Here is a 21,487-nt window from a genome sequence, read left to right as displayed (position 1 = left end):
CGCAGATGCGTACAGGCGTGATCGCGAAGAAGCTGGGCATGACCCGGCTGTTCATGGACGACGGGCGTCAGGTGCCGGTGACGGTGCTGCAGCTGGATCGTCTGCAGGTCGTCGGTCAGCGGACCGTCGAGAAGGACGGCTACACCGCCGTCACCCTGGGCGCCAGCGCGGCCAAGGCCAAGAACGTCACCAAGCCGATGCGCGGCCATTTCGCGGCCGCCAACGTCGAGCCCAAGAAGAAGCTCGTCGAGTTCCGCGTCTCCGAGGCCGAACTGGTCGAGGTGGGCGCCGAGCTCTCCGCCGAGCATTTCCTCGTCGGCCAGCACGTCGACGTCGCGGGCACGACCATCGGCAAGGGCTTCGCCGGCGGCATCAAGCGCCACGGCTTCGGCGGTCTGCGCGCGACCCACGGCGTGTCGGTCTCGCACCGTTCGATCGGTTCGACCGGCGGACGCCAGGATCCGGGCAAGACCTTCAAGAACAAGCGCATGCCGGGCCACATGGGCGACGTGCGCGTGACGGTGCAGAATCTCGAGGTCGTGCGCACCGACGCCGACCGCGGGCTGATCATGGTCAAGGGCGCGGTCCCCGGCTCCAAGGGCGGCTGGGTCACGGTGCGCGACGCCGTGAAGAAGGCGGCTCCCGAGGGCGCGCCGGTTCCGGCCGGCGTGAAATCCGCCGCCGCTCCGGCCCAGGCCGAAGCCGCCGCCGAGGGAGGCGAATGATGAAGGCGCAAGTCGTCACTCTGGACGCGGGCTCCGCCGGCGAGATCGACCTCGACGAGGCGATCTTCGGCGTCGAACCCCGCGCCGACATCCTGCATCGCGTGGTGCGCTGGCAGCTGGCCAAGCGCCAGGCGGGCACCCACAAGACCAAGACGCGCTCCGAAGTCGCGGGCACGCGCAAGAAGATCTACAAGCAGAAAGGCACCGGCGGCGCGCGCCACGGCGCCCGCAGCGCGCCGATCTTCCGCAAGGGCGGCGTGGCCATCGGCCTCGTCTCCCGCAGCCACGCGCATGATCTGCCCAAGAAGGTCCGCGCGCTCGGGCTCCGCATGGCCCTTTCGGCCAAGCAGGGCGAGGGCAAGCTGACCATCGTCGACTCCGCCACGGCCGAGGGCAAGACCGCCCTGCTCAAGGCGAAGCTCGACAAGCTGGGCTGGGGCCGGACGCTCGTCATCGACGGCGCCGAGGTGAACGAGGGCTTCCTCCTCGCCTCGCGCAACATCGAGGGCGTGAATGTTCTGCCGACCATGGGCGCCAACGTCTACGACATCCTTCGCCACGACAGCCTGGTCCTGACCAAGGCCGCCGTGGAGGCGCTGGAGGCGCGGCTGAAATGAGCGTGAAGCCCGAGCATTACGACATCCTGCGTCGGCCCATCGTGACCGAGAAGTCCACCATGGCCTCCGAGCACAACGCGGTGGTCTTCGAGGTGGCGATCGACGCGAACAAGCCTCAGATCAAGGAGGCCGTCGAGGCCCTCTTCAAGGTCGAGGTCGCGAAGGTCAACACCCTCGTGACCAAGGGCAAGAAGAAGCTGTTCCGCGGCCGTCCGGGCCGTCGGAGCGATGTGAAGAAAGCGATCGTGACCCTCCGCGAGGGCCATGCGATCGACGTGACGACCGGCCTCTGAGCCGGAAGGACGAACGACGGGAGACGTGAAGAATGGCGTTGAAGACTTACAAGCCGACCACGCCGGGCCAGCGCGGGCTGGTTCTGATCGACCGTTCGGGGCTGTGGAAAGGTCGTCCTGAGAAGACCCTCGTCGAGGGTCTGACCAAGACGGGCGGACGCAACAACCTCGGCCGCATGACGGTCCGGCATCGGGGCGGCGGAGCCAAGCGGCTCTATCGCTTCATCGACTTCAAACGGCGCAAGTGGGACGTCCCCGGCGTCGTGGAGCGTCTGGAGTACGACCCCAACCGCACGGCCTTCATCGCGCTGGTGAAGTACGAGGACGGCGAGGTCGCCTACATCCTGGCTCCGCAGCGGCTCGCGGTGGGCGACAAGGTCGTCGCCGGCGCGAAGGTGGACGTGAAGCCCGGCAACGCGATGCCCCTTTCGGGCATGCCGATCGGCTCGATCGTCCACAACATCGAGATGAAGGCGGGCAAGGGCGGCCAGATCGCGCGCTCCGCCGGCACCTACGCGCAGTTCGTCGGCCGCGACGCCGGCTATGCGCAGCTGCGCCTGAACTCGGGCGAAGTGCGCCTCGTGCGCGAGGAATGCATGGCGACCGTGGGCGCGGTGTCCAACGCCGACCACATGAACCAGAACCTCGGCAAGGCGGGCCGCAACCGGCATCTCGGCTGGCGTCCGACCGTGCGCGGCGTGGCGATGAACCCGGTGGACCATCCGCACGGCGGCGGCGAAGGCCGCACCTCGGGCGGCCGTCACCCGGTCACGCCCTGGGGCAAGCCCACCAAGGGCGCGCGCACCCGCACGAACAAGACCACGCAGAAATACATTCTGCGCAGCCGTCACGCCAAGAAGAAGTAAGGAGCAGCCCCCATGCCGCGTTCCGTCTGGAAGGGCCCCTTCGTCGACGGCTATCTGCTGAAGAAAGCGGAAGCCGCCCGAACCTCGGGCCGCAAGGAAGTGATCAAGATCTGGTCGCGCCGGTCGACGATCCTGCCGCAATTCGTCGGACTCACCTTCGGCGTCTACAACGGCCAGAAGCACATCCCGGTCATCGTCTCGGAAGAGATGATCGGCCAGAAGTTCGGCGAATTCTCGCCGACCCGCACCTATTACGGCCATGCGGCCGACAAGAAAGCGAAGCGGAAGTAAGCGATGGGACAGAAATCCAATCCGCGCCGCCTCGCGGACAACGAGGCCCAGGCCGTCGCGCGCATGCTGCGCGTCAGCCCTCAGAAGCTCAACCTCGTGGCGCAGCTCATCCGGCACAAGCCGGCGGCTCAGGCTCTGGCCGAGCTGACCTTCTCCAAGCGCCGCATCGCGATCGACGTGCGCAAGGCGCTGCAGTCGGCCATCGCCAACGCCGAGAACAACCACGGCCTCGACGTGGACAGCCTCGTGGTGGCGGAAGCCTACGTCGGCAAGAGCATCACCCTCAAGCGCGGCCATCCGCGCGCCCGGGGCCGCTACGCGCGCATCGAGAAGCCGTTCGCCCAGGTGACGATCAAGCTGCGCGAGATCAAAGAGGAGGCCGCGTAACATGGGCCACAAAGTCAATCCGATCGGGCTGCGCCTCGGGATCAACCGGACCTGGGACTCGCGCTGGTACGCCGACGACAAGGACTACGGCAAGCTGCTGCACGAGGACATCGCGATCCGCGACTACGTCCACAAGAACCACAAGCAGGCCGGCGTCTCGCGCGTCGTGATCGAGCGTCCGCACCGCAAGTGCCGCGTCACGATCCACACCGCCCGTCCCGGCCTGATCATCGGCAAGAAGGGCGCGGACATCGAGCAGCTGCGCAAGAAGCTCTCGGACTTCACCGACGCCGAGACCCATCTGAACATCGTCGAGGTGCGCAAGCCCGAGATCGACGCTCAGCTGGCGGCCGAGGGCGTGGCCCAGCAGCTCGAGAAGCGCGTGTCCTTCCGCCGCGCCATGAAGCGCGCCGTGCAGTCGGCGATGCGCATGGGGGCCCAGGGCATCCGCATCAACGTGGGCGGCCGCCTCGGCGGCGCCGAGATCGCCCGCGTCGAGTGGTACCGCGAGGGCCGCGTGCCCCTGCACACCCTGCGCGCCGACGTCGATTACGCGACCGCCGAAGCCCATACCGCCTATGGCGTGATCGGCGTCAAGGTCTGGATCTTCAAGGGCGAAGTCCTCGAGCATGACCCGACGGCCCGCGATCGCCGCGCCGCCGAGGCTCAGGAAGGCGGCGGGGGCGGTCGTCCGCGTCGCGATCGCGACCGCGACTGATCCGGCCCCAAGCTGAGAAGCGAGAGAAACCATGCTGCAACCCAAGCGCACGACCTACCGCAAGGCGCACAAGGGGCGGATTCACGGCCAGGCCAAGGGCGGCTACGAGCTGAACTTCGGCGAATATGGTCTGAAGGCCCTGGAGCCGGAGCGCGTCACCGCCCGTCAGATCGAGGCGGCCCGCCGCGCGCTCACGCGCCACATGAAGCGTCAGGGACGCGTGTGGATCCGGATCTTCCCGGATCTGCCCGTCACCGGCAAACCCGCCGAGGTCCGCATGGGCTCGGGCAAGGGCTCCGTCGATTTCTGGGCGGCCCGAGTCCATCCCGGCAGGATCATGTTTGAGATTGACGGCGTCCCGCCCGATGTGGCAGAGGAAGCGCTCCGTCTGGGAGCCATGAAGCTCCCGATCAAGTGCCGATTCGTTCGGCGCGCGGACTGGTGATCCCTTAAAGATCTCCGAACAGCCGCTCGGGCGGGAGTTTTCCCGCCGCGGGCGGCGAACGTCATCCGGGCGGCCGCAAGGCCGCCTTGTCCAGGGATTTCGGGAAGGACCGCCATGAAGGCCGCCGAACTGAAAGACAAGACCCCGGACCAGCTTCAGGAGACGCTGGTTCAGCTGAAGAAAGAGCAGTTCAACCTGCGCTTTCAGCAGGCGACGGGGCAGCTCGAGAATCCCGCGCGTCGGCGCGCCGTGCGGCGCGATCTGGCCCGGGTTTTGACCGTGGTCAACGCCAAGGCGCGCGCCAGCGCCGCCGAAGCCTGAACCCAGGGAAATAGAATGCCGAAGCGCGTGCTGCAAGGCCAGGTGGTGAGCGACGTCAACGACAAGACCATCGTGGTCTATGTCGAACGCCGTCTGACCCACCCCGTTCTGAAGAAGACCGTCCGCCTCTCGAAGAAGTACCACGCCCACGACGAGACCAACTCGGCGAAAAAGGGCGATGTGGTGCGGATCCGCGAGCGGGCGCCCATCTCGAAGCTGAAGCGCTGGGAGCTGGTCACGGAGTAACCTCCGCACCGGTTTCCGGTCGTCGAAACCGAGCCTGAGGCCGCAAGGTCGATGGGCTTAGGTCGGGAGATCGAACCATGATCCAGATGCAGAGCAATCTGGACGTCGCCGACAATTCCGGCGCGCGTCGAGTGATGTGCATCAAGGTGCTTGGCGGAGCCAAGCGCCGTTACGCCGGGGTCGGCGACGTGATCGTCGTGTCCATCAAGGACGCCACCCCGAAGGGCAAGGTGAAGAAGGGCGACGTGCGCAAGGCCGTCGTCGTGCGCACCGCCAAGGAGATCCGTCGCGAAGACGGCACCGTGATCCGCTTCGACGGCAACGCCGCCGTGCTGATCGGCAAGGAAGGCGAGCCCATCGGGACCCGCATCTTCGGGCCGGTGCCGCGCGAGCTGCGCGCCAAGAACTACATGAAGATCATCTCGCTCGCGCCGGAGGTGCTGTGATGGCCGCCAAACTGCGCAAGGGCGACAAGGTCGTCGTGCTCGCCGGCCGCGACAAGGGCCGTCAGGGCGAGATCCTGGAAGTGATCCCCAAGGACGGCCGCGCGGTCGTCGCCGGAATCAACCTGGTCACGCGCCACCAGCGCCAGAGCCAGACCCAGGAAGGCGGCCGCATCAGCAAGCCCGCCGCCCTCGATCTCTCCAACCTCGCCTTCGTCGACCCGAAGAGCGGCGAACCGACCCGCGTCGGCTTCCGCATCGGCGAGGACGGCAAGAAGGTCCGCTACGCCAAGAAGTCCGGGGAGGCGATCTGATGTCCGAGACCTACGTTCCGCGTCTCAAGACCCTCTACGTCTCCGAGATCCGCAAGGCGCTCAAGGAAGAGTTCTCCTACAAGAACGACATGCAGATCCCGCGGCTCGACAAGATCGTGCTGAACATCGGCGTCGGCGAAGCCACGAGCGACTCCAAGAAGATCAAGTCGGCCGAAGAGGACCTGACCCTCATCGCCGCGCAGAAGCCGGTCGTGACCAAGGCCCGCAAGTCCATCGCCGGCTTCAAGCTGCGCGAGGGCATGCCGATCGGCGTGAAGGTCACGCTGCGCCAGGCCCGGATGTACGACTTCCTCGACCGTCTGGTGACCATCGCGCTGCCGCGCGTCCGCGACTTCCGGGGCGTCAACCCCAAGAGCTTCGACGGCCACGGCAACTACGCCATGGGCGTCCGCGAGCACCTGATCTTCCCGGAGATCGATTACGACAAGGCGGAGAACGCCTGGGGCATGGACGTGATCATCTGCACCACGGCCAGAACCGACGATGAAGCGCGGGCCCTGCTCAAGCGCTTCAACATGCCCTTCACCACCTGACGCATCGGAACTCCATCGATATGGCGAAGAAAAGCTCCATCGAGACCAACAACCGCCGCATGCGTCTGGCCGCTCAATACGCGGCCAAGCGCGCCCGCCTCAAGGCGGCGGCGAAGGACGAGTCTCTGCCCCCTGAAGAGCGCTTCAAGGCGCGTCTCCAGCTTTCGGAACTGCCGCGCAACAGCGCGCCGAACCGCATCCGCAACCGCTGCGAAGTCTCCGGACGTCCGCGCGGCTATTATCGCAAGCTGCGCATGTCGCGCATCGCCCTGCGGGATTTCGCCTCCGAAGGCCTGATCCCGGGCATGACCAAGTCCAGCTGGTGAGGAGGGTTACCCAATGACCATGACCGATCCTCTGGCCGACATGCTGGCCCGCATCCGCAACGCCCAGCTGCGCCGCCGCTCGACGGTGCGCACCCCCGCCTCGCGTCTGCGCGGCTGGGTGCTGGACGTGCTGGCCTCCGAGGGCTACATCCGCGCCTACGAGCGCCTCGAGGAGCCGGGTTCGCATCCGGAGTTCGAGATCTCGCTGAAGTACTTCGACGGCGAGCCCGTGATCCGCGAGATCAAGCGCATCTCCAAGCCCGGCCGCCGCGTCTACACCGGCGTCGAGAAGATGCCGCGCGTCCGCAACGGCCTCGGCGTCTCCATCGTCTCGACCTCGCAGGGCGTCATGTCCGACGCCTCCGCGCGGGAGAAGAACATCGGCGGCGAAGTGCTCTGCACCGTCTTCTAACCAAACTGGCCGGCTCGCCAGGCTTTCCCTGAAGAGGGGAGGGGAGCCCTCCCGCCCGCAAGGGCGGAAGAATCTCCCCGCCCTTCCGAGGGAAAGAACCAGCGAGCCAGAAGAGGAAACCATGTCGCGTATCGGCAAAAAGCCCGTTCCCGTCGCCAAGGGCGTGGACGTGCAGGTGAAAGGCCAGACGGTTTCGGTCAAGGGACCGAAGGGTCAGCGCAGCTTCACCGTTCCCGACGATGTGTCGGTGGTCTTTGAGAACGGCGCGGTGGCCTTCGCGCCGCGCGGCGACAGCAAGCGCGCCCGCAGCATGTGGGGCATGTCGCGCAGCGTCGTCGAGAATCTCCAGATCGGCGTCACCCAGGGCTTCAAGAAGAATCTCCAGATCGAGGGCGTCGGCTATCGCGCGGCGGTTCAGGGCAAGGTCCTGAAGCTGTCGCTCGGCTACTCCCACGACGTGAACTACGAGATTCCGGAAGGCATCGAGATCAAGACCCCCAAGCCGGTCGAGATCGAGATCTCCGGGATCGACGAACAGCGCGTCGGCCAGGTGGCCGCCGAGATCCGCGCCTGGCGTCCCCCCGAGCCCTACAAGGGCAAGGGCGTGAAATACGCCGGCGAATTCATCTTCCGCAAGGAAGGCAAGAAGAAGTAAGGGGCGCTCCATGGCCAAATCCAATCAGGAAGCCCTCGCGCGCCGCCGTCAGCGGGTGCGGGGCCGTCTCAAGAAGGTCTCCGAAGGACGCGCGCGTCTTTCGGTCTTCCGGTCTTCGCAGAACATCTACGCCCAGGTGATCGACGACGTGGCGGGCCACACCCTCGCCGCGGCCTCGACGATGGAGGCCGATCTGGCCTCCTTCAAGGGCAAGCGCAACAAGGACGCCGCCGCCGCCGTGGGCAAGCTCGTCGCCGAGCGGGCCAGGGCCGCGGGCGTGGAGCAGGTCTACTTCGACCGCGGCGCCTATCTGTTCCATGGGCGCGTGAAGGCGCTCGCCGACGCGGCCCGCGAGGCCGGGTTGCAGTTTTAAGGAGGGCGACCCATGGCCCGTCAGGATGGCGAGCGCAACCGCGACCGCAACCGCGACGACGAGCGCGATTCCGAATTCGTGGATCGTCTGGTCCACATCAACCGCGTCTCCAAGACCGTCAAGGGCGGCAAGCGCTTCGGCTTCGCCGCGCTGGTCGTCGTCGGCGACCAGAAGGGCCGCGTCGGCTTCGGCCACGGCAAGGCCCGCGAAGTGCCCGAGGCGATCCGCAAGGCGACCGAGCAGGCCAAGGCCGGCCTGATCCGCGTGCATCTGCGCGAAGGCCGCACGCTGCATCACGACACGCCGGGCCGCTGGGGCGCCGGCCGCGTGATGATGCGTTCGGCCGCCGCGGGCACGGGCATCATCGCCGGCGGCCCGATGCGCGCCGTCTTCGAGGCTCTGGGCGTTCAGGACGTGGTGGCGAAATCCATCGGTTCTCCGAACCCCTACAACATGGTCCGCGCGACCTTCGAGGCGCTCAAGAACGAGACCTCGCCGCGCGCCGTGGCCGCCCGTCGCGGCAAGAAGGTGGCCGACATTCTCGCCCGCCGTCCCGGCGAGGCCGTTTCGGCCCTGACCGAGTAAGGAGGCGAAGATGTCCAAACCCACGGTGACGGTCCGTCAGGTCCGCAGCGCCGCCCGCCGCACCGAGGATCAGGCCGCCACCCTGCGCGGCCTCGGCCTCGGCAAGATCAACCGGACCCGGACCCTCGAGGACACGCCCTCGGTCCGGGGGATGATCAACAAGATCTCCCACCTCGTCGAGGTGGTCGAGCCGGAGGCCTGAAGCCTTCGGAGCGCATTTTCCGGGCGGCCCCATCGGGCCGCCCGATTCACATTCACAGGCCGCGGCCTCCGACGCTGATGACGCGCGTCGATCAGGTCCGGCGATCAGGAGAGCGTCATGAAACTGCATGAGCTTCGCGACAACGAAGGCGCCGTCACCCGCAAGTTCCGCGTGGGCCGCGGCCCCGGCTCCGGCAAGGGCAAGACCTCCGGCGTCGGCATCAAGGGCCAGGGCTCGCGCCGCGGCGTGGCGATCAAGGGCTTCGAAGGCGGCCAGATGCCCCTTCACCGCCGTCTGCCCAAGCGCGGCTTCAAGAACATCTTCTCGAAGCAGCACGCGATCATCAACATCGGCGACCTCGAGGCGCTGGTCGAGGCGGGCCGCATCGACGGTTCGGCCGAGATCACCCATGAAGTCCTCGTGGCGGCGGGCGTCTCCCGCGCGGCGAAGGACGGCCTGCGCGTGCTGGGCGGCGGCGAGCTGAAGCTCAAGCTGACCATCCGCGCCGCCGGAGCCTCGGCTTCGGCCCGCGAGGCGGTTGCAAAGGCGGGCGGGACGCTCCATCTTCCCGAGGCCGCGCCCGAAGCCGTCTGAGACGACGGACCGGAGCGGTCCGGGAGCGCCCTGCGGTTCTCCCGGGCCTTGCGGCCGCGCCTGCGCCCCTGAGGAGAGGGACGAGGGGCGCGGGCCGGAGCGTCCTCCAGGGCGGAGCCCCAACGGCTTCGCCCCCTGAAGACGCCACGACACAAGGAACTGGAGCGTTCGAACGATCCGATCCGGTCGGGACGCGCTCCAGGGATCTCGCGGAGGGCCCTCCTCCGCGGGGCGCGATGCTTCGAGGCGGGCGATCAACGGGCGAAGTCCGGCGCGCCGCGCCTGAATTCGGGGACCCCCATGGCTTCGGCTGCTGAACAACTCGCCGCCAATCTGAGCTGGAAGACCTTCGGCAAGGCCAAGGATCTCCAGCGTCGCATCCTCTACACGCTTCTGGTGCTGGTGGTTTACCGCTTCGGCACCTACGTGCCCCTGCCGGGCATCAACCCGCAGGCCCTGCAGCAGCTGATGCAGAGCACCCAGCACGGCATCCTCGGGATGTTCAACGCCTTCTCGGGCGGCGCTGTGGAGCGCATGTCGATCCTCGCGCTGGGGATCATGCCCTACATCTCGGCCTCGATCATCGTCCAGCTGATGACCTCCATGGTCCCCTCGCTGGAGAAGCTCAAGAAAGAGGGCGAATCGGGCCGCCGCAAGATCAACCAGTACACCCGCTACGGCACGGTGGCTCTGGCGATCCTCCAGGGCTGGGGCATCGTGGCGGGCCTCGCGAATCAGGGCACGCTGATCGACGGCGGCGCCTTCTACCGCGTCGCGACGGTGGCGATCCTGGTCGGCGGCACCATGATGCTGCTGTGGCTCGGCGAGCAGATCACCGCGCGGGGCGTGGGCAACGGCGTCTCGCTGATCATCTTCGCGGGCATCGTCGCCGAGATGCCGCGCGCCATCGGCAACCTGCTCCAGCAGGGCAGCCAGAACATCATCTCTCCGGCGCTGATCATCAGCCTGATCGTGTTCGGCCTTCTGGTGATCGCCTTCGTGGTCTTCATGGAGCGCGCCCAGAGGCGGATTCTGGTGCAATATCCCAAGCGCCAGGTGGGCCCCCAGCAGATGACCGGCGGCGAAAGCTCGCATCTGCCCCTGAAGGTGAACACGGCGGGCGTGATTCCGGCCATCTTCGCCAGCTCGCTGCTGCTGCTGCCGATGACGGTCGCCAGCTTCGCGGGCGAGAACGCGGGCGGCTGGCTCTCGACCCTCACCGCGGCCCTCGGCCCCGGACAGCCGCTCTATCTGCTCATCTACGCGGCGCTGATCATCTTCTTCGCCTTCTTCTACACGGCCGTGGTCTTCAACCCCGCCGACGTGGCCGACAACCTCAAGAAGCAGGGCGGCTTCATCCCCGGCGTGCGGCCCGGCGAGCGGACGGCCCAATATCTGGATTACGTCCTGACGCGCCTGACCGCCATCGGCGCGGTCTACATGGCGGCGGTCTGCCTCTTGCCTGAATTGATGAGAGCGCGCTGGACCATTCCATTTTATTTCGGAGGCACTTCCCTTCTGATCGTCGTGAGCGTTACGATGGACACCATCACGCAAGTGCAAAGCCATCTGATCGCCCATCAGTATGAAGGGTTGATCCAGAAATCGCGACTGAGGGGGAAGCGTAGATGAACATCATCCTGTTGGGGCCGCCTGGGGCGGGCAAGGGCACCCAGGCCCGCATGCTGACCGAAAACCGGGGGCTGGTGCAGCTCTCGACGGGCGACATGCTCCGCGCGGCGGTCGCGGCGGGAACTCCGGTCGGCAAGGCCGCCGACGCGGTGATGAAGAGCGGCGGCCTCGTCGGCGACGAGATCGTCATCGGCGTGATCTCCGAGCGGCTCGACCAGCCGGACGTGAAGCAGGGAGTCATCTTCGACGGCTTCCCGCGCACCCTGGCCCAGGCCGACGCCCTGGAGAAGCTGCTCGCGGACAAGGGAATCGCCCTCGACAGCGTCATCGAGATGAGCGTGGACGACGAGGTGGTCGTGGCCCGCATCGCCGGGCGCTACACCTGCGCGAAATGCGGCGAAGGCTACCACGACGAAAGCAAGCAGCCGAAGACTCCGGGCGTCTGCGACAAATGCGGAAGCACGGATTTCAAGCGCCGCGCCGACGACAACGCCGACGCCGTCAAGACCCGCCTTCTGGCCTATTACCGCGAGACCTCGCCCCTGATCGGCTATTACTACGCCAAGGGCCGCCTGCAGTCGGTGGACGGGCTGGCCGACATCGACGAGGTCGAGCGCCAGATCTCCGCGATCCTGGGCTGATCCGGCCGCAGCGAGCCTTCGGCGCCCGAGGCGCCCGAGGCGCTCCGCCCTTGCGGCGGGGCGCCCCGACACCCGGGAAGAGCACAGAGTCCTTGACTCACGGGCGTTCCGGACTATCTTGCGCCGATCTTGACGGCCGGATGAGTCGCGACGCTCCTTTTCAAGCTCAGGACTCCATTCCGGACGACGCGCCGCAGCTCTTGCGAGAATCCGGGCGCGGCGCCGTCCGGCTCCCCTTTCCGCTTTCACGGGGGAGGGGGCGATTTGGAAGCGACCAAAAGGCTGGATCAGCCGGAACCGAACGGAGAGAGACGTGGCGCGCATCGCTGGCGTGAACATTCCCACGAACAAGCAGGTCCAGGTGGCCCTGACTTACATTCATGGCATCGGCCATCATAGCGCGAAGGAGCTGCTCGCCAAGGTCGGCGTGGACGCCACCCGCCGCGTGAACGAGCTGACCGACGCCGAAGTGCTGCAGATCCGCGAAGCCATCGACGCGGGCTACAAGGTCGAGGGCGACCTGCGCCGCGAAGTCTCGATGAACATCAAGAGGCTGATGGACTTGGGCTGCTATCGCGGCCTGCGTCACCGCAAGGGCCTGCCGGTGCGCGGCCAGCGCACCCACACCAACGCCCGCACCCGCAAGGGTCCCGCCAAGCCCATCGCCGGCAAGAAGAAGTAAGAGATCATGGCTCCGAACGAAAAGTCCCGTCCGCGCCGCAAGGAGCGCAAGAACATCGCCGCTGGCGTCGCGCATGTGAACGCCAGCTTCAACAACACGATGATCACCATCGCCGACGCCCAGGGCAACGCGATCTCGTGGTCCTCGTCGGGGATGATGGGCTTCAAGGGCTCGCGCAAGTCCACGCCCTACGCCGCGCAGGTCGCCGCCGAGGACGCGGGCAAGAAGGCCATGGAGCATGGCCTGCGCACGCTCGAAGTCGAGGTTCAGGGCCCCGGTTCGGGCCGCGAATCGGCTCTGCGCGCGCTGCAGGCCCTTGGCCTCGCGGTCACCTCGATCCGCGACGTGACCCCGATCGCCCATAACGGCTGCCGTCCGCCGAAGCGCCGCCGCGTCTGACGCGCCGCATCGCAGATCCGATCCCCCGTCTTCGCAGGAAGGCGGGGGATTTCGCCGTTCGGACGGGACCGCCCGTCGACAGAAGATTCCCGGATCCTCGGGACACGCGCCTTCGGGCGCGCACGAATTGGAGGACGCCGTGATCCAGAAGAACTGGAAACATCTCATCCGCCCCGAGCGGCCCAACGTCGAATATGGCGCCGACGCCTCGCGCAAGGCGACCATGACGGTCGAGCCCCTCGAGCGCGGCTTCGGCCTGACGCTGGGCAATTCTCTGCGTCGGGTTCTGCTCTCGTCGATCCAAGGCGCGGCGGTCACCGCGATCCAGATCAACAACGTGCTGCACGAGTTCTCGTCGGTCGAGGGCGTCCGCGAGGACGTGACCGACATCGTGCTGAACGTGAAGGGCCTCGCCATCCGCATGGACGTGGAGGGTCCGAAGCGTCTGACGCTCCAGGCCAGCGGGCCGGGCGAGGTCCGCGCCGGACAGATCCAGACCAGCTCGGGCATCGAGATCCTCAACCCGAATCACCTGATCTGCCATCTGGACACCAACGCCTCGATCAACATGGAGTTGACCGTGGCGCAGGGCAAAGGCTACGTCCCGGCCGACCAGAACCGCCCCGAAGACGCCCCCATCGGCTATATCCCGGTGGATGCGCTCTACAGCCCGGTCAAGCGCGTGTCCTATCAGGTGGCGCCGACCCGCTCGGGCCAGATCCTCGACTACGACCGCCTGACGCTGACCATCGAGACCGACGGCTCGGTGACTCCGGACGACGCGCTGGCCTATGCGGCGCGCATCCTCCAGGACCAGCTCCAGACCTTCATCAATTTCGACGAGCCCCGCGAGGACGTGCGCGAGGCCCCCGAGACCCAGCTCGAATTCAATCCGATCTTCCTCAAGAAGGTCGACGAACTGGAGCTGTCGGTGCGTTCGGCGAATTGCCTGAAGAACGACAACATCGTCTACATCGGCGATCTCATCCAGAAGACCGAGGCGGAGATGCTCCGCACGCCGAACTTCGGGCGCAAGTCGCTGAACGAGATCAAGGAAGTCCTCTCGGTGATGAACCTGCACCTCGGCACCGACGTGCCGAACTGGCCGCCGGAGAACATCGAGGAGCTGGCCAAGAAGTTCGAGGACAGCTTCTGAGACGATCCCGAAGGGCTTCGGCGCGAACCGCCGGAGCCCCCGGTCTGCGGGCTCCCGGCCTTTCCCGGCCGGAGCCCCCCCGGTCTGCGGGCTTCCGGCCTTCCCGGCCGGAGCCCCCCCGATCTACGGGCTCCCGGCCTTCCCGGCCGGAGCCCCAAAGCGCCCGACCCGACGCAGGGTGGGGCTGACAAAGCATAAAGCTTCACTTCAAGGAGAATCCCCATGCGTCACGGTCATGGCTACCGCAAGCTCAACCGCACCCATTCGCATCGTCAGCACATGCTGGCCAACATGGCCGTCTCGCTGATCGAGCACGAGCAGATCAAGACGACCCTGCCCAAGGCGAAGGAGCTTCGTCCCTATGTGGAGAAGCTCGTCACGCTGAGCCGTCGGGGCGATCTGCACGCCCGCCGCCTGCTGATCGCGCGTCTGCGTCAGGAAGAGCCGGCGAAGAAGCTGATCGACGTCCTCGGCCCGCGCTACGCGCAGCGTCCGGGCGGCTACGTCCGCATCCTGAAGGCGGGCTTCCGCTATGGCGACATGGCCCCGATGGCCATCGTCGAGTTCGTGGACCGCGACCCCGAGGCCAAGGGCGCCGACGCCCGCGCCCGCGCCGCCGCCGAGGAAGCCGTCGAGGCCTGATCCTCGCGCGTCTCGCAGATTTCCGGACATGGGCGGGCTTGCGGGTCCGCCCTTTTCCATATGGGGTCCGGAGCCCCGGAAGGCTCCGGATCCTTCGTCTTCCGCGCAAGCCCTCCGGCGCGCGCCTCCATCGGGCCGGGCCTGTGTCGCCCGTCGCCCGCAACGGCAAGGGATCTCCCATGCAAGACCGACCGAACCTCCCGCTTCAGCCCCGGATGGGGCGCGAGCGGCTGTCTCTGGCGCTTGGCGTCCTGGCGATGATGGCCGTGGTGGCGGCCTCGAATCTCCTCGTGACGAAGCCCATCGGCCAATGGCTGACCTGGGCGGCGCTGACCTATCCCTTCGCCTTTCTCGTCACCGACGTGATGAACCGTCTGCACGGGCCCGCCATGGCGCGACGGGTGATCTGGGCGGGCTTCACCTGCGCGGTGGCCCTGTCGGTGGTTCTGGCGACGCCGCGCATCGCCTTCGCCTCGGGGACGGCCTTCCTCTGCGCGCAGTTGCTCGACGTGGGGGTCTTCAACCGCCTGCGCGAAGGGAGCTGGTGGAAGGCGCCTCTGGCGGCTTCCGTGGCGGGGGGGGCGCTCGACAGCCTGCTGTTCTGGACGCTCGCCTTCGCGGGCGCGACCGGAGACGACGCCTTTCCCGGCTGGCCGCGCTACGGCCTCGCGGATTGGGGCGTCAAGACGCTGGTGACCTTCGCCACGCTGATTCCCTTCCGCCTGCTCACGGCGGGCAGGATCGGCCCGACGGGCGCGCGCCGCGTCTGAGGCCTCGCCTCTCGCGCGAACCGACCGGCGAAAGCGCGGATTTCCCAAGCGCTTTCGCCTCATGACGCAGAATTCGCTTAACCCCGTCCCGTTCTGAGGCTAGGGTCTGGGGGCGAATTCCCGGAGTCTGGCGGAGTCGGTCGAAGATGGTTGAGGAGGCTCAACGCCGCCGCTGGGCGGCGGTCGCGCCCGAGATGACGCGCCCCACCCTGACCTTGGTCCTGATGATCGCCTTCCTGATCATGATCGGGGTGATCGGCTGGCTGGTCCATGCGCGGATCGCGCAGATCTTCGCGGCGCATCTCTATCTGAACCTCTTCATCTTTTCGGTCTTCGTGATCGGCGTGGCCTATGTCTTCTGGCAGGTGCTGCGGCTCTTCCGGAGCGTCGAGTGGATGGAGGCCTTCCTCGCCGAGCGCCCCGGCTTCGACCTCATCGAGCCTCCGCCGCTGCTGGCCTCCATGGCGGCGCTCCTGCGCGAGCGCGAGAACCGCCGCCGTCTGAGCGCCTTCACGGTGCGGACCATCCTCGATTCGGTGGGGACGCGGCTGGACGAAAGCCGCGATTTCGGCCGCTACATCGCGGGCGCGCTGATCTTCCTCGGACTTCTGGGCACCTTCTGGGGCCTCTCGCGGACGGTGCCCGCCGTGGTGGACACCATCCGCAGCCTCGCGCCGGAGCCCGGAGACGACGGAACCGCCGTCTTCGGACGCCTGGTGGCCGGGCTGGAGGAGCAGCTCGGCGGCATGGGCACGGCCTTCGCGGCGGCGCTTCTGGGCCTGACGGGCTCTCTGATCGTGGGCTTCCTCGACATCCTCGCCGGGCGGGCGCAGAACCGCTTCTATCAGGAGTTCGAGGAGGGGCTTTCGGGCATCGCCGACGTCAGCCGCAACGACGAAGGCGTGCTGGGGCGGCTCGCGCCCCTGCTGGAGCGCAATTCGGAATCCCTGGAGCGCCTCGCCCACGCCTTGATCGAAGGCGAGGCGGCGCGCAATCAGGGCATGGCGCGGCTGGACCACGCCGCGCGCAATCTCGATCTTCTGGCCGAACGCTTCTCCGCCGCCGAAACCACGGTTTCGCGGCTGCTCGATTCGCAGAACGCCCTCGGGACGGTGCTGCGCGAGGCCTCCGCGCGCAATCGGGGCGTGCTCGGCGGCATGGACGAAGCCACCCGCGCCCATATCCGCAATCTCGACACGCAGATTCTCCGCCTCACCGAGGAGGTGGCCGCCGGACGTCAGGACGCCGTGGCCGAATTGCGCGCCGAACTCAAGCTGCTGACCCGCGCCGTCCAGGCGCTCGGCGGCGGCTCCTGACGGGCGGAGGCTCAGGCCATGGCGCTCGGGCGCAGAAGGCGGGACGACGGCGGCGGCCTGACGCGGGACATCTGGCCCGCCTTCGTGGACGTCATGACCTCGCTTCTGCTGGTGCTGATGTTCGTGCTGTCGATCTTCATGCTGATGCAGCATTTCTCCAGCCAGACCATCGCCGACCAGTCACGGAATCTGGAGGCCCAGCGCGCCGCTCTGGCGGCCCAGGAGGAATCCCTCGTGGACGCCCGCGGCGAGGTCGACCGCCAGACCCTCGCGCTGAGCGACCTCTCGGCGCAGCTCGACGCCCTGGCCCGCAGCCTCGCCCTGGAGCAGGACCAGAGCGGAAGGCTTCAGGAATCCCAGGCGCAGCTGGCCTCCTCGCTCTTCGGCGCGCAGAACGAACGCGATCAGCTGGCCTCCAGACTGAACCTCACCGAGCAGCAGCGCGCCGATCTGGAGCGCGACGCCGCCGCCCTCTCGCTGGAGCTCGAGGCCCAGCGCCGCCGCGCCGAAGAGACCCTGACGCTGCTCGCCGCCGCCGAGGCCGCCCGCACGGCTCTGGAGACCGATTCCGCCCGCGAGCGCGCCGAGGCCATGACCGAGACCGAACGCAACGCCGCTCTGCTGGCTCTGGCGGAATCGCGGCTGGCCGATCAGGAGGCGCTGAATCTCGAAGACCGCCGCCAGGTCGAGCTTCTGAATCAGCAGTTGATGGCTCTGCGCGCGCAGATGGCCTCCGTGGCGGTGGCGCTCGACGCCGTGGAGGCCGACGGCGAGACGCCCGAAGCCCGCATCGCCGATCTCGGGGCGCGGCTGAACGTGGCCCTCGCCGACAAGGTGGACGAGCTCACGCGCTACCGCTCGGAGTTCTTCGGCCGGGTGCGCGCGGCGGTCGAGGGCCGCCCCGGCGTGCAGATCGTCGGCGACCGCTTCGTCTTCCAGTCCGAGGTGCTGTTTCCGGTGGGCTCGCCCGAACTCGGCGCGGCGGGGCGCGAGGAGATCGCGCGCGTGGCCGGGATCCTCAAGGAGGTTTCGGACGCCCTGCCGCCCGAAGTGCCCTGGGTCCTGCGCGTGGACGGCCATACCGACAGCCGCCCCATCGCCGCCGGCGCCCGCTACGCCGACAACTGGGAGCTGTCGCAGGCCCGCGCCTTGTCGGTGGCGCGCTTCCTCATCGCCGAGGAGGGCTTTCCGGCCGACCGCGTGGCCGCGACGGGCTTCGGCGAATTCCAGCCTCTGGATCCGGCGAACACGCCGGAGGCCTGGGCCCGCAACCGCCGCATCGAACTGAAGCTCACCGAGCGCTGACGCGCCTGCGCGAATCTCGGAGGAAATCCATGCGAGACCAGCCCTTTCCGCCTCGCCTCCATGCGGAGGATCCGGCTTTCGAGATCGTCAATCCGGAGGGGGATCCGGAGATCCTGCTGCTCTGCGACCACGCCTCCAACGCGGTCCCGGAGGAGATGGGGACGCTCGGTCTGCCGCCGGAGGAGTTCCGCCGCCACACCGCCTACGACATCGGCGCGCGGGGCGCGACTCTCGCCCTCGCGGAGCTTCTGGACGCGCCTGCGGTCCTGTCGCGGTTTTCGCGTCTGGTGATCGACCCCAATCGCGGCGACGACGATCCGACCCTCGTCCGCAAGATCTCGGACGGGGCGATCATCCCCGGCAACCGCCAGGCCGACGCCGCCGAGGCGCAGCGTCGCCGGATGCGCTGGATGTCGCCCTATCATGCGGCGATCACGCAGCGCGTCGAGGCGGCTCTGGCGCGGGGCGTTCGGCCGAAGCTGCTGTCGATGCACAGCTTCACGCCGCGCATGGCTCTGGGGCCGCCGAGGCCCTGGCATGTCGGGGTGCTCTGGGATCATGACGACGGGCGCATGGCTCTGCCGCTGATGGGCGCCCTCGCGCAGGAGCCCGACCTCGTGGTGGGCGACAACGAGCCCTATGCGGGCCGCCTCAAGGGCGACACGATGTGGCGTCATGCGCTTCAGCGGGGTCTGGCGCATGTGGTCCTCGAGATCCGTCAGGATCTGATCGGCGACGCGGCGGGCGAAAGGCTCTGGGCCGAAAGGCTCGCGCCCGCCCTGAGGCTGGCGGTCGAGTCGGCGCGGCTGGGCGAGGCCTGATCAGGCCTCGTCCGTCGGCCTTGCGGCGGCTGGGTCACTCGGCGCAGGCGCCGACCCTGGAGACCTCGTAATCCACCCGGCCGACCATGCCTTCGGGCATGGGCAGGGGGCTGAGTTCGAGCGTCAGGACGCAGTCTCCGGCCCGGACGCGCCATTCGGAGACTCCGGCCGCGTTCTCGCCGAGATCCTCGATGCTCCGGATGGGGCGATGGCCCGCCGCCTCGGCGAGGGCGTCGCTGTCGAGGATCGTCTTGAGCTTCCAGACGCTGTCATGGAAGGGGGGCAGGGCGGCGAGGGCGGGGCTCGCCGCAAGGAGCAGCCCGGCTGCGAGGGAGGCGAGCGCGAATCTCATGGGGGTCATCCTGAAGCTGGCGTCCGCAGACGCGATCCCTTGAGACATGGACCGGAGGAACCGCGCCCGCAAGCTCTCAAGGCGTTTTCCGGCCCGGCTCCCGCCTTCCGGAAGGCGCGCTCAGATGAGCTGTTCGCGGACCTTGTCGAAGAGATCGGGGCCGCCCGCCGCCACCCAGCCGCTGGCCAGAGGATCGTCTCCGCCCGAGAGATCCGCGACGATTCCGCCCGCCTCACGCACGAGGAGCAGGCCTGCGGCCATGTCCCAGGCGTTGATCTCGCGCTCCCAGAAGAAATCGAGCCTTCCGGCGGCCACATAGGCCAGGTCCAGCGCCGCCGAGCCCATGCGCCGCACGCCCGCCGTCTGGGGCATGAGGCGGGTCAGCTCGCGGAGGGTCTGGGGGAGGGTGTTCTTGGCGCCGAAGGGCACGCCCGTGCCGAGCAGCGCGCGGCTGAGGTCCCGGGTGGGCGCCACGCGGATGCGCCGGTCGTTGAGCCATGCGCCGCCGCCCTTCTCCGAGACGAAGAGGTCCTGCTTGGCGGGGTCGTAGATCACGCCCGCGACGATCTCGCCCTTGTGCTCCAGAGCGATGGAGACCGCCCAATGCGGAATCGCGCGGAGGAAGTTCGTCGTGCCGTCGAGGGGATCGACGATCCAGCGACGGGTCGCGTCGGCGCCCTTCTCCTCGCCGGTCTCCTCGCCGACCCAGCCATAGGCCGGACGCGCCGTCATGAGGTCGGTCTTGATGACGGCTTCCGCCTTGCGGTCGGCCATGGAGACGAAGTCTCCGGGGCCTTTCACCGAGGCCTGAAGATTCTCCAGTTCGGCGAAATCGCGCATCAGCCCGCGCCCCGCCTTGCGGGCGGCGTCGACCATGATCTTCAGATTGGCGGATGGCGCGTACATGAAGCCCCTGGAATGTCTGGAATGAAGGAAGGAGAAGGCGCCTCAGCCCCTTGCGCGCAGGAGCCGCGATTTCTCGCGGTCCCAGTCGCGTTTCTTTTCGGTCTCGCGCTTGTCGGCGGCCTTCTTGCCCTTGGCGATTCCGAGCAGCATCTTGGCGATGCCCCGCTCGTTGAAATAGACCTTGAGCGGGATCAGCGTCATGCCTTCGCGGTTGACCGCCTGCGCGAGCTTGGCGATCTCGCGCAGATGGAGCAGAAGGCGCCGCGGACGGCGCTCTTCATGGCCGAAACGATTGGCCTCGGCGTAGGCGGGGAAATAGGCGTTGATCAGATTGATCTGCCCGTCTTTCGCTTCGGCGTAGGAATCGGCGATGTTGGCCTGACCGTTGCGCAGCGACTTCACCTCCGAGCCGAGCAGCACCATGCCCGCCTCGATGGTGTTTTCGATGGCGTAGTGGTAGCGGGCCTTGCGGTTCTCCGCGACCACGCCGTCTCCGCGCTGCGCCTTGCGAGCCATGAAGCTTCCTCTCAGGCCGCGACGGCGTTGGTCAGGCCCGCCTGAACCATCGCCGCGCGGATCTGCTCGCGGGCGGCGGGGCTCACGGGGACCAGAGGCAGGCGCTGTTCGTCGGCGATCTTGCCCAGCAGCGAGAGCGCGTATTTCGCGCCGCCCGGATTGGGCTCCACGAAGAGCGCCTTGTGCAGCGGCATGAGCCGGTCCTGGATCGCGCGGGCTGCGGCGAAGTCTCCGCGCAGCGTGGCGGCCTGGAACTCGGCGCAGAGCCTCGGCGCGACGTTGGAGGTCACCGAGATGCAGCCGACGCCGCCATGGGCGTTGAAGCCCAGCGCCGAAGCGTCCTCGCCCGAGAGCTGGATGAACTCCTCGCCGCAGGTCAGACGCTGCTCCGAAACGCGCTCGACCTTGCCGGTGGCGTCCTTCACCCCGACGATCCGCGGCAGCTTCGCCAGACGGCCCATGGTCTCGGGCGTCATGTCGACGATGCTGCGGCCGGGGATGTTGTAGATGAAGATCGGAATCCCGGCGGCGTCATGCACGGCCTTGAAATGCTGATAGAGGCCTTCCTGGGTGGGCTTGTTGTAATAGGGCGTGACGACGAGCGCCGCATCCGCCCCGACCTGCGCGGCGAATCGGGTCAGGCGCACGGCCTCGGCGGTGGAGTTGGAGCCCGCCCCCGCGATGATCTTGACGCGGCCCGCCGCCTGACGGACCACGATCTCCACCACGCGCTCATGTTCGGCGTGGCTGAGGGTGGGGGTCTCGCCGGTGGTGCCCACGGGCACGAGGCCTGAGGAGCCCTCGGCGATCTGCCAGTCGACCAGCTGTTTCAGGGCTTTCTCATCGACTTCGCCGCCCTTGAAGGGCGTCACGAGCGCGGTGATGGAGCCTCTGAACATGGGAATGTCGCTGGACATGGCCTTTCGCCTTCTCAATGCAAAACGCGCCCACTCCCGACTCACGACTCTCGTCTCGGGGGGCG

Annotated in this window: 34 protein-coding genes; 30 read left to right on the top strand and 4 right to left on the bottom strand. The window is 67.7% G+C overall.

Going from position 1 to position 21,487, the window contains the following annotated elements:
- The first annotated feature begins 5 nt into the window (after positions 1-5).
- The 30 genes from rplC (at position 6) to PHN62_RS00110 (ending at position 18,731) form a co-directional block, all read left to right on the top strand.
- Positions 6-725, top strand: a complete 720-nt coding sequence (rplC, locus tag PHN62_RS00255) for a 50S ribosomal protein L3 (RefSeq protein WP_020607767.1) — start codon at positions 6-8, stop codon at positions 723-725.
- Positions 725-1,342, top strand: a complete 618-nt coding sequence (rplD, locus tag PHN62_RS00250) for a 50S ribosomal protein L4 (RefSeq protein ID WP_300144625.1) — start codon at positions 725-727, stop codon at positions 1,340-1,342. Before rplC ends, rplD begins: the two co-directional genes overlap by 1 nt.
- Positions 1,339-1,635, top strand: a complete 297-nt coding sequence (locus tag PHN62_RS00245; protein ID WP_300144621.1) for a 50S ribosomal protein L23 — start codon at positions 1,339-1,341, stop codon at positions 1,633-1,635. The genes rplD and PHN62_RS00245 overlap by 4 nt, the downstream gene beginning before the upstream one ends.
- A gap of 32 nt (positions 1,636-1,667) precedes the next feature.
- Entirely contained in the window at positions 1,668-2,501 is an 834-nt protein-coding gene (rplB, locus tag PHN62_RS00240; RefSeq protein WP_300144619.1) for a 50S ribosomal protein L2, read from the top strand.
- A gap of 12 nt (positions 2,502-2,513) precedes the next feature.
- Complete coding sequence (rpsS, locus tag PHN62_RS00235) at positions 2,514-2,792, top strand: 30S ribosomal protein S19 (protein ID WP_300144617.1); 279 nt, start codon at positions 2,514-2,516, stop codon at positions 2,790-2,792.
- A 3-nt stretch (positions 2,793-2,795) separates the two neighbouring features.
- Positions 2,796-3,179, top strand: a complete 384-nt coding sequence (rplV, locus tag PHN62_RS00230; protein WP_018631577.1) for a 50S ribosomal protein L22 — start codon at positions 2,796-2,798, stop codon at positions 3,177-3,179.
- Between the two features lies 1 nt (position 3,180).
- Positions 3,181-3,897 carry a 30S ribosomal protein S3 gene (gene rpsC, locus PHN62_RS00225; RefSeq protein ID WP_300144614.1) on the top strand — a complete coding sequence of 239 codons (717 nt, stop codon included), beginning with the start codon at positions 3,181-3,183 and terminating at the stop codon, positions 3,895-3,897.
- 31 nt (positions 3,898-3,928) lie between these two features.
- Positions 3,929-4,342 (top strand): 50S ribosomal protein L16, encoded by a 414-nt coding sequence (gene rplP, locus PHN62_RS00220; protein ID WP_300144612.1) that lies wholly within the window; start codon positions 3,929-3,931, stop codon positions 4,340-4,342.
- A gap of 114 nt (positions 4,343-4,456) precedes the next feature.
- Positions 4,457-4,663: a 50S ribosomal protein L29 gene (gene rpmC, locus PHN62_RS00215; protein WP_018631580.1), complete on the top strand. Its 207-nt coding sequence runs from the start codon at positions 4,457-4,459 to the stop codon at positions 4,661-4,663.
- A 15-nt stretch (positions 4,664-4,678) separates the two neighbouring features.
- Positions 4,679-4,909, top strand: a complete 231-nt coding sequence (rpsQ, locus tag PHN62_RS00210) for a 30S ribosomal protein S17 (RefSeq protein ID WP_300144608.1) — start codon at positions 4,679-4,681, stop codon at positions 4,907-4,909.
- A gap of 77 nt (positions 4,910-4,986) precedes the next feature.
- A complete protein-coding gene (gene rplN / locus PHN62_RS00205) occupies positions 4,987-5,355 on the top strand; it encodes a 50S ribosomal protein L14 (RefSeq protein WP_018631582.1) in 369 nt (122 codons plus the stop codon).
- Positions 5,355-5,666, top strand: coding sequence for a 50S ribosomal protein L24 (gene rplX, locus PHN62_RS00200; protein WP_300144606.1), 312 nt, complete (start codon positions 5,355-5,357; stop codon positions 5,664-5,666). The genes rplN and rplX overlap by 1 nt, the downstream gene beginning before the upstream one ends.
- On the top strand, positions 5,666-6,220 hold the full coding sequence (rplE, locus tag PHN62_RS00195; protein WP_300144604.1) for a 50S ribosomal protein L5: 555 nt from the start codon (positions 5,666-5,668) through the stop codon (positions 6,218-6,220). The genes rplX and rplE overlap by 1 nt, the downstream gene beginning before the upstream one ends.
- Before the next feature lie 20 nt (positions 6,221-6,240).
- Entirely contained in the window at positions 6,241-6,546 is a 306-nt protein-coding gene (gene rpsN, locus PHN62_RS00190) for a 30S ribosomal protein S14 (RefSeq protein ID WP_300144602.1), read from the top strand.
- A 13-nt stretch (positions 6,547-6,559) separates the two neighbouring features.
- The gene (rpsH, locus tag PHN62_RS00185) at positions 6,560-6,958 is read left to right on the top strand and encodes a 30S ribosomal protein S8 (RefSeq protein WP_300144600.1); all 399 of its coding nucleotides are present in this window, start codon (positions 6,560-6,562) and stop codon (positions 6,956-6,958) included.
- Between the two features lie 121 nt (positions 6,959-7,079).
- The gene (gene rplF, locus PHN62_RS00180; protein ID WP_300144598.1) at positions 7,080-7,613 is read left to right on the top strand and encodes a 50S ribosomal protein L6; all 534 of its coding nucleotides are present in this window, start codon (positions 7,080-7,082) and stop codon (positions 7,611-7,613) included.
- 10 nt (positions 7,614-7,623) lie between these two features.
- The gene (gene rplR / locus PHN62_RS00175) at positions 7,624-7,986 is read left to right on the top strand and encodes a 50S ribosomal protein L18 (protein ID WP_300144596.1); all 363 of its coding nucleotides are present in this window, start codon (positions 7,624-7,626) and stop codon (positions 7,984-7,986) included.
- 12 nt (positions 7,987-7,998) lie between these two features.
- Positions 7,999-8,571, top strand: a complete 573-nt coding sequence (rpsE, locus tag PHN62_RS00170) for a 30S ribosomal protein S5 (protein WP_300144594.1) — start codon at positions 7,999-8,001, stop codon at positions 8,569-8,571.
- A gap of 10 nt (positions 8,572-8,581) precedes the next feature.
- Positions 8,582-8,773, top strand: a complete 192-nt coding sequence (gene rpmD / locus PHN62_RS00165) for a 50S ribosomal protein L30 (RefSeq protein WP_300144592.1) — start codon at positions 8,582-8,584, stop codon at positions 8,771-8,773.
- 117 nt (positions 8,774-8,890) lie between these two features.
- Complete coding sequence (gene rplO / locus PHN62_RS00160; RefSeq protein WP_300144590.1) at positions 8,891-9,367, top strand: 50S ribosomal protein L15; 477 nt, start codon at positions 8,891-8,893, stop codon at positions 9,365-9,367.
- Positions 9,368-9,667: 300 nt separating this feature from the next.
- Positions 9,668-10,999: a preprotein translocase subunit SecY gene (secY, locus tag PHN62_RS00155; RefSeq protein WP_300144588.1), complete on the top strand. Its 1,332-nt coding sequence runs from the start codon at positions 9,668-9,670 to the stop codon at positions 10,997-10,999.
- On the top strand, positions 10,996-11,640 hold the full coding sequence (locus tag PHN62_RS00150; protein ID WP_300144586.1) for an adenylate kinase: 645 nt from the start codon (positions 10,996-10,998) through the stop codon (positions 11,638-11,640). The genes secY and PHN62_RS00150 overlap by 4 nt, the downstream gene beginning before the upstream one ends.
- A gap of 313 nt (positions 11,641-11,953) precedes the next feature.
- A complete protein-coding gene (rpsM, locus tag PHN62_RS00145; protein ID WP_300144584.1) occupies positions 11,954-12,322 on the top strand; it encodes a 30S ribosomal protein S13 in 369 nt (122 codons plus the stop codon).
- A gap of 6 nt (positions 12,323-12,328) precedes the next feature.
- Positions 12,329-12,721, top strand: a complete 393-nt coding sequence (gene rpsK / locus PHN62_RS00140; protein WP_300144582.1) for a 30S ribosomal protein S11 — start codon at positions 12,329-12,331, stop codon at positions 12,719-12,721.
- Positions 12,722-12,860: 139 nt separating this feature from the next.
- Positions 12,861-13,877, top strand: a complete 1,017-nt coding sequence (locus PHN62_RS00135) for a DNA-directed RNA polymerase subunit alpha (protein ID WP_300144580.1) — start codon at positions 12,861-12,863, stop codon at positions 13,875-13,877.
- A gap of 222 nt (positions 13,878-14,099) precedes the next feature.
- A complete protein-coding gene (gene rplQ / locus PHN62_RS00130; protein ID WP_300144578.1) occupies positions 14,100-14,519 on the top strand; it encodes a 50S ribosomal protein L17 in 420 nt (139 codons plus the stop codon).
- Between the two features lie 215 nt (positions 14,520-14,734).
- The gene (locus PHN62_RS00125; protein ID WP_300145312.1) at positions 14,735-15,289 is read left to right on the top strand and encodes a VUT family protein; all 555 of its coding nucleotides are present in this window, start codon (positions 14,735-14,737) and stop codon (positions 15,287-15,289) included.
- 146 nt (positions 15,290-15,435) lie between these two features.
- Positions 15,436-16,605, top strand: a complete 1,170-nt coding sequence (locus PHN62_RS00120; protein WP_300144577.1) for a biopolymer transporter ExbB — start codon at positions 15,436-15,438, stop codon at positions 16,603-16,605.
- A gap of 18 nt (positions 16,606-16,623) precedes the next feature.
- Positions 16,624-17,910 carry a peptidoglycan -binding protein gene (locus tag PHN62_RS00115; RefSeq protein WP_300144574.1) on the top strand — a complete coding sequence of 429 codons (1,287 nt, stop codon included), beginning with the start codon at positions 16,624-16,626 and terminating at the stop codon, positions 17,908-17,910.
- A gap of 29 nt (positions 17,911-17,939) precedes the next feature.
- Positions 17,940-18,731, top strand: a complete 792-nt coding sequence (locus PHN62_RS00110) for an N-formylglutamate amidohydrolase (protein ID WP_300144571.1) — start codon at positions 17,940-17,942, stop codon at positions 18,729-18,731.
- Between the two features lie 34 nt (positions 18,732-18,765).
- Here the strand turns inward: PHN62_RS00110 and PHN62_RS00105 are convergent, their stop codons facing one another.
- The 4 genes from PHN62_RS00105 to dapA all read right to left on the bottom strand — a co-directional run bounded on the left by PHN62_RS00105 (position 18,766) and on the right by dapA (position 21,404).
- Positions 18,766-19,083: a hypothetical protein gene (locus PHN62_RS00105; protein ID WP_300144568.1), complete on the bottom strand. Its 318-nt coding sequence runs from the start codon at positions 19,081-19,083 to the stop codon at positions 18,766-18,768.
- Positions 19,084-19,203: 120 nt separating this feature from the next.
- Positions 19,204-19,989 (bottom strand): inositol monophosphatase family protein, encoded by a 786-nt coding sequence (locus PHN62_RS00100; protein ID WP_300144565.1) that lies wholly within the window; start codon positions 19,987-19,989, stop codon positions 19,204-19,206.
- A gap of 42 nt (positions 19,990-20,031) precedes the next feature.
- Positions 20,032-20,505, bottom strand: a complete 474-nt coding sequence (gene smpB, locus PHN62_RS00095; protein ID WP_300144562.1) for an SsrA-binding protein SmpB — start codon at positions 20,503-20,505, stop codon at positions 20,032-20,034.
- Positions 20,506-20,516: 11 nt separating this feature from the next.
- The gene (gene dapA / locus PHN62_RS00090; protein ID WP_300145309.1) at positions 20,517-21,404 is read right to left on the bottom strand and encodes a 4-hydroxy-tetrahydrodipicolinate synthase; all 888 of its coding nucleotides are present in this window, start codon (positions 21,402-21,404) and stop codon (positions 20,517-20,519) included.
- Positions 21,405-21,487 lie beyond the last annotated feature (83 nt).

Source organism: Neomegalonema sp., from assembly GCF_028688855.1.
Classification (GTDB): domain Bacteria; phylum Pseudomonadota; class Alphaproteobacteria; order Rhodobacterales; family Rhodobacteraceae; genus Neomegalonema.
Note: the sequence above shows the minus strand (reverse complement) of the source record. Positions and strands in the feature narration are given on the sequence as shown.

Excerpts from the sequence above, each read along its gene's own strand:
- dapA (WP_300145309.1), bottom strand. The coding sequence starts at position 21,404 with ATGTTCAGAGGCTCCATCACCGCGCTCGTGACGCCCTTCAAGGGCGGC.
- secY (WP_300144588.1), top strand. The coding sequence starts at position 9,668 with ATGGCTTCGGCTGCTGAACAACTCGCCGCCAATCTGAGCTGGAAGACC.
- rplB (WP_300144619.1), top strand. The coding sequence starts at position 1,668 with ATGGCGTTGAAGACTTACAAGCCGACCACGCCGGGCCAGCGCGGGCTG.
- rpsQ (WP_300144608.1), top strand. The coding sequence starts at position 4,679 with ATGCCGAAGCGCGTGCTGCAAGGCCAGGTGGTGAGCGACGTCAACGAC.
- rpsH (WP_300144600.1), top strand. The coding sequence starts at position 6,560 with ATGACCATGACCGATCCTCTGGCCGACATGCTGGCCCGCATCCGCAAC.
- rplP (WP_300144612.1), top strand. The coding sequence starts at position 3,929 with ATGCTGCAACCCAAGCGCACGACCTACCGCAAGGCGCACAAGGGGCGG.
- PHN62_RS00110 (WP_300144571.1), top strand. The coding sequence starts at position 17,940 with ATGCGAGACCAGCCCTTTCCGCCTCGCCTCCATGCGGAGGATCCGGCT.
- PHN62_RS00245 (WP_300144621.1), top strand. The coding sequence starts at position 1,339 with ATGAGCGTGAAGCCCGAGCATTACGACATCCTGCGTCGGCCCATCGTG.
- rpsC (WP_300144614.1), top strand. The coding sequence starts at position 3,181 with ATGGGCCACAAAGTCAATCCGATCGGGCTGCGCCTCGGGATCAACCGG.
- rplX (WP_300144606.1), top strand. The coding sequence starts at position 5,355 with ATGGCCGCCAAACTGCGCAAGGGCGACAAGGTCGTCGTGCTCGCCGGC.
- PHN62_RS00100 (WP_300144565.1), bottom strand. The coding sequence starts at position 19,989 with ATGTACGCGCCATCCGCCAATCTGAAGATCATGGTCGACGCCGCCCGC.
- rplR (WP_300144596.1), top strand. The coding sequence starts at position 7,624 with ATGGCCAAATCCAATCAGGAAGCCCTCGCGCGCCGCCGTCAGCGGGTG.
- rpsK (WP_300144582.1), top strand. The coding sequence starts at position 12,329 with ATGGCTCCGAACGAAAAGTCCCGTCCGCGCCGCAAGGAGCGCAAGAAC.
- PHN62_RS00125 (WP_300145312.1), top strand. The coding sequence starts at position 14,735 with ATGGGGCGCGAGCGGCTGTCTCTGGCGCTTGGCGTCCTGGCGATGATG.
- rplC (WP_020607767.1), top strand. The coding sequence starts at position 6 with ATGCGTACAGGCGTGATCGCGAAGAAGCTGGGCATGACCCGGCTGTTC.
- PHN62_RS00150 (WP_300144586.1), top strand. The coding sequence starts at position 10,996 with ATGAACATCATCCTGTTGGGGCCGCCTGGGGCGGGCAAGGGCACCCAG.
- rplV (WP_018631577.1), top strand. The coding sequence starts at position 2,796 with ATGGGACAGAAATCCAATCCGCGCCGCCTCGCGGACAACGAGGCCCAG.
- rplQ (WP_300144578.1), top strand. The coding sequence starts at position 14,100 with ATGCGTCACGGTCATGGCTACCGCAAGCTCAACCGCACCCATTCGCAT.
- rplF (WP_300144598.1), top strand. The coding sequence starts at position 7,080 with ATGTCGCGTATCGGCAAAAAGCCCGTTCCCGTCGCCAAGGGCGTGGAC.
- rpsN (WP_300144602.1), top strand. The coding sequence starts at position 6,241 with ATGGCGAAGAAAAGCTCCATCGAGACCAACAACCGCCGCATGCGTCTG.
- rpsS (WP_300144617.1), top strand. The coding sequence starts at position 2,514 with ATGCCGCGTTCCGTCTGGAAGGGCCCCTTCGTCGACGGCTATCTGCTG.
- rplN (WP_018631582.1), top strand. The coding sequence starts at position 4,987 with ATGATCCAGATGCAGAGCAATCTGGACGTCGCCGACAATTCCGGCGCG.
- PHN62_RS00115 (WP_300144574.1), top strand. The coding sequence starts at position 16,624 with ATGGCGCTCGGGCGCAGAAGGCGGGACGACGGCGGCGGCCTGACGCGG.
- PHN62_RS00120 (WP_300144577.1), top strand. The coding sequence starts at position 15,436 with ATGGTTGAGGAGGCTCAACGCCGCCGCTGGGCGGCGGTCGCGCCCGAG.
- rplD (WP_300144625.1), top strand. The coding sequence starts at position 725 with ATGAAGGCGCAAGTCGTCACTCTGGACGCGGGCTCCGCCGGCGAGATC.
- rplE (WP_300144604.1), top strand. The coding sequence starts at position 5,666 with ATGTCCGAGACCTACGTTCCGCGTCTCAAGACCCTCTACGTCTCCGAG.
- smpB (WP_300144562.1), bottom strand. The coding sequence starts at position 20,505 with ATGGCTCGCAAGGCGCAGCGCGGAGACGGCGTGGTCGCGGAGAACCGC.
- rpmD (WP_300144592.1), top strand. The coding sequence starts at position 8,582 with ATGTCCAAACCCACGGTGACGGTCCGTCAGGTCCGCAGCGCCGCCCGC.
- rpmC (WP_018631580.1), top strand. The coding sequence starts at position 4,457 with ATGAAGGCCGCCGAACTGAAAGACAAGACCCCGGACCAGCTTCAGGAG.
- PHN62_RS00105 (WP_300144568.1), bottom strand. The coding sequence starts at position 19,083 with ATGAGATTCGCGCTCGCCTCCCTCGCAGCCGGGCTGCTCCTTGCGGCG.
- rplO (WP_300144590.1), top strand. The coding sequence starts at position 8,891 with ATGAAACTGCATGAGCTTCGCGACAACGAAGGCGCCGTCACCCGCAAG.
- rpsE (WP_300144594.1), top strand. The coding sequence starts at position 7,999 with ATGGCCCGTCAGGATGGCGAGCGCAACCGCGACCGCAACCGCGACGAC.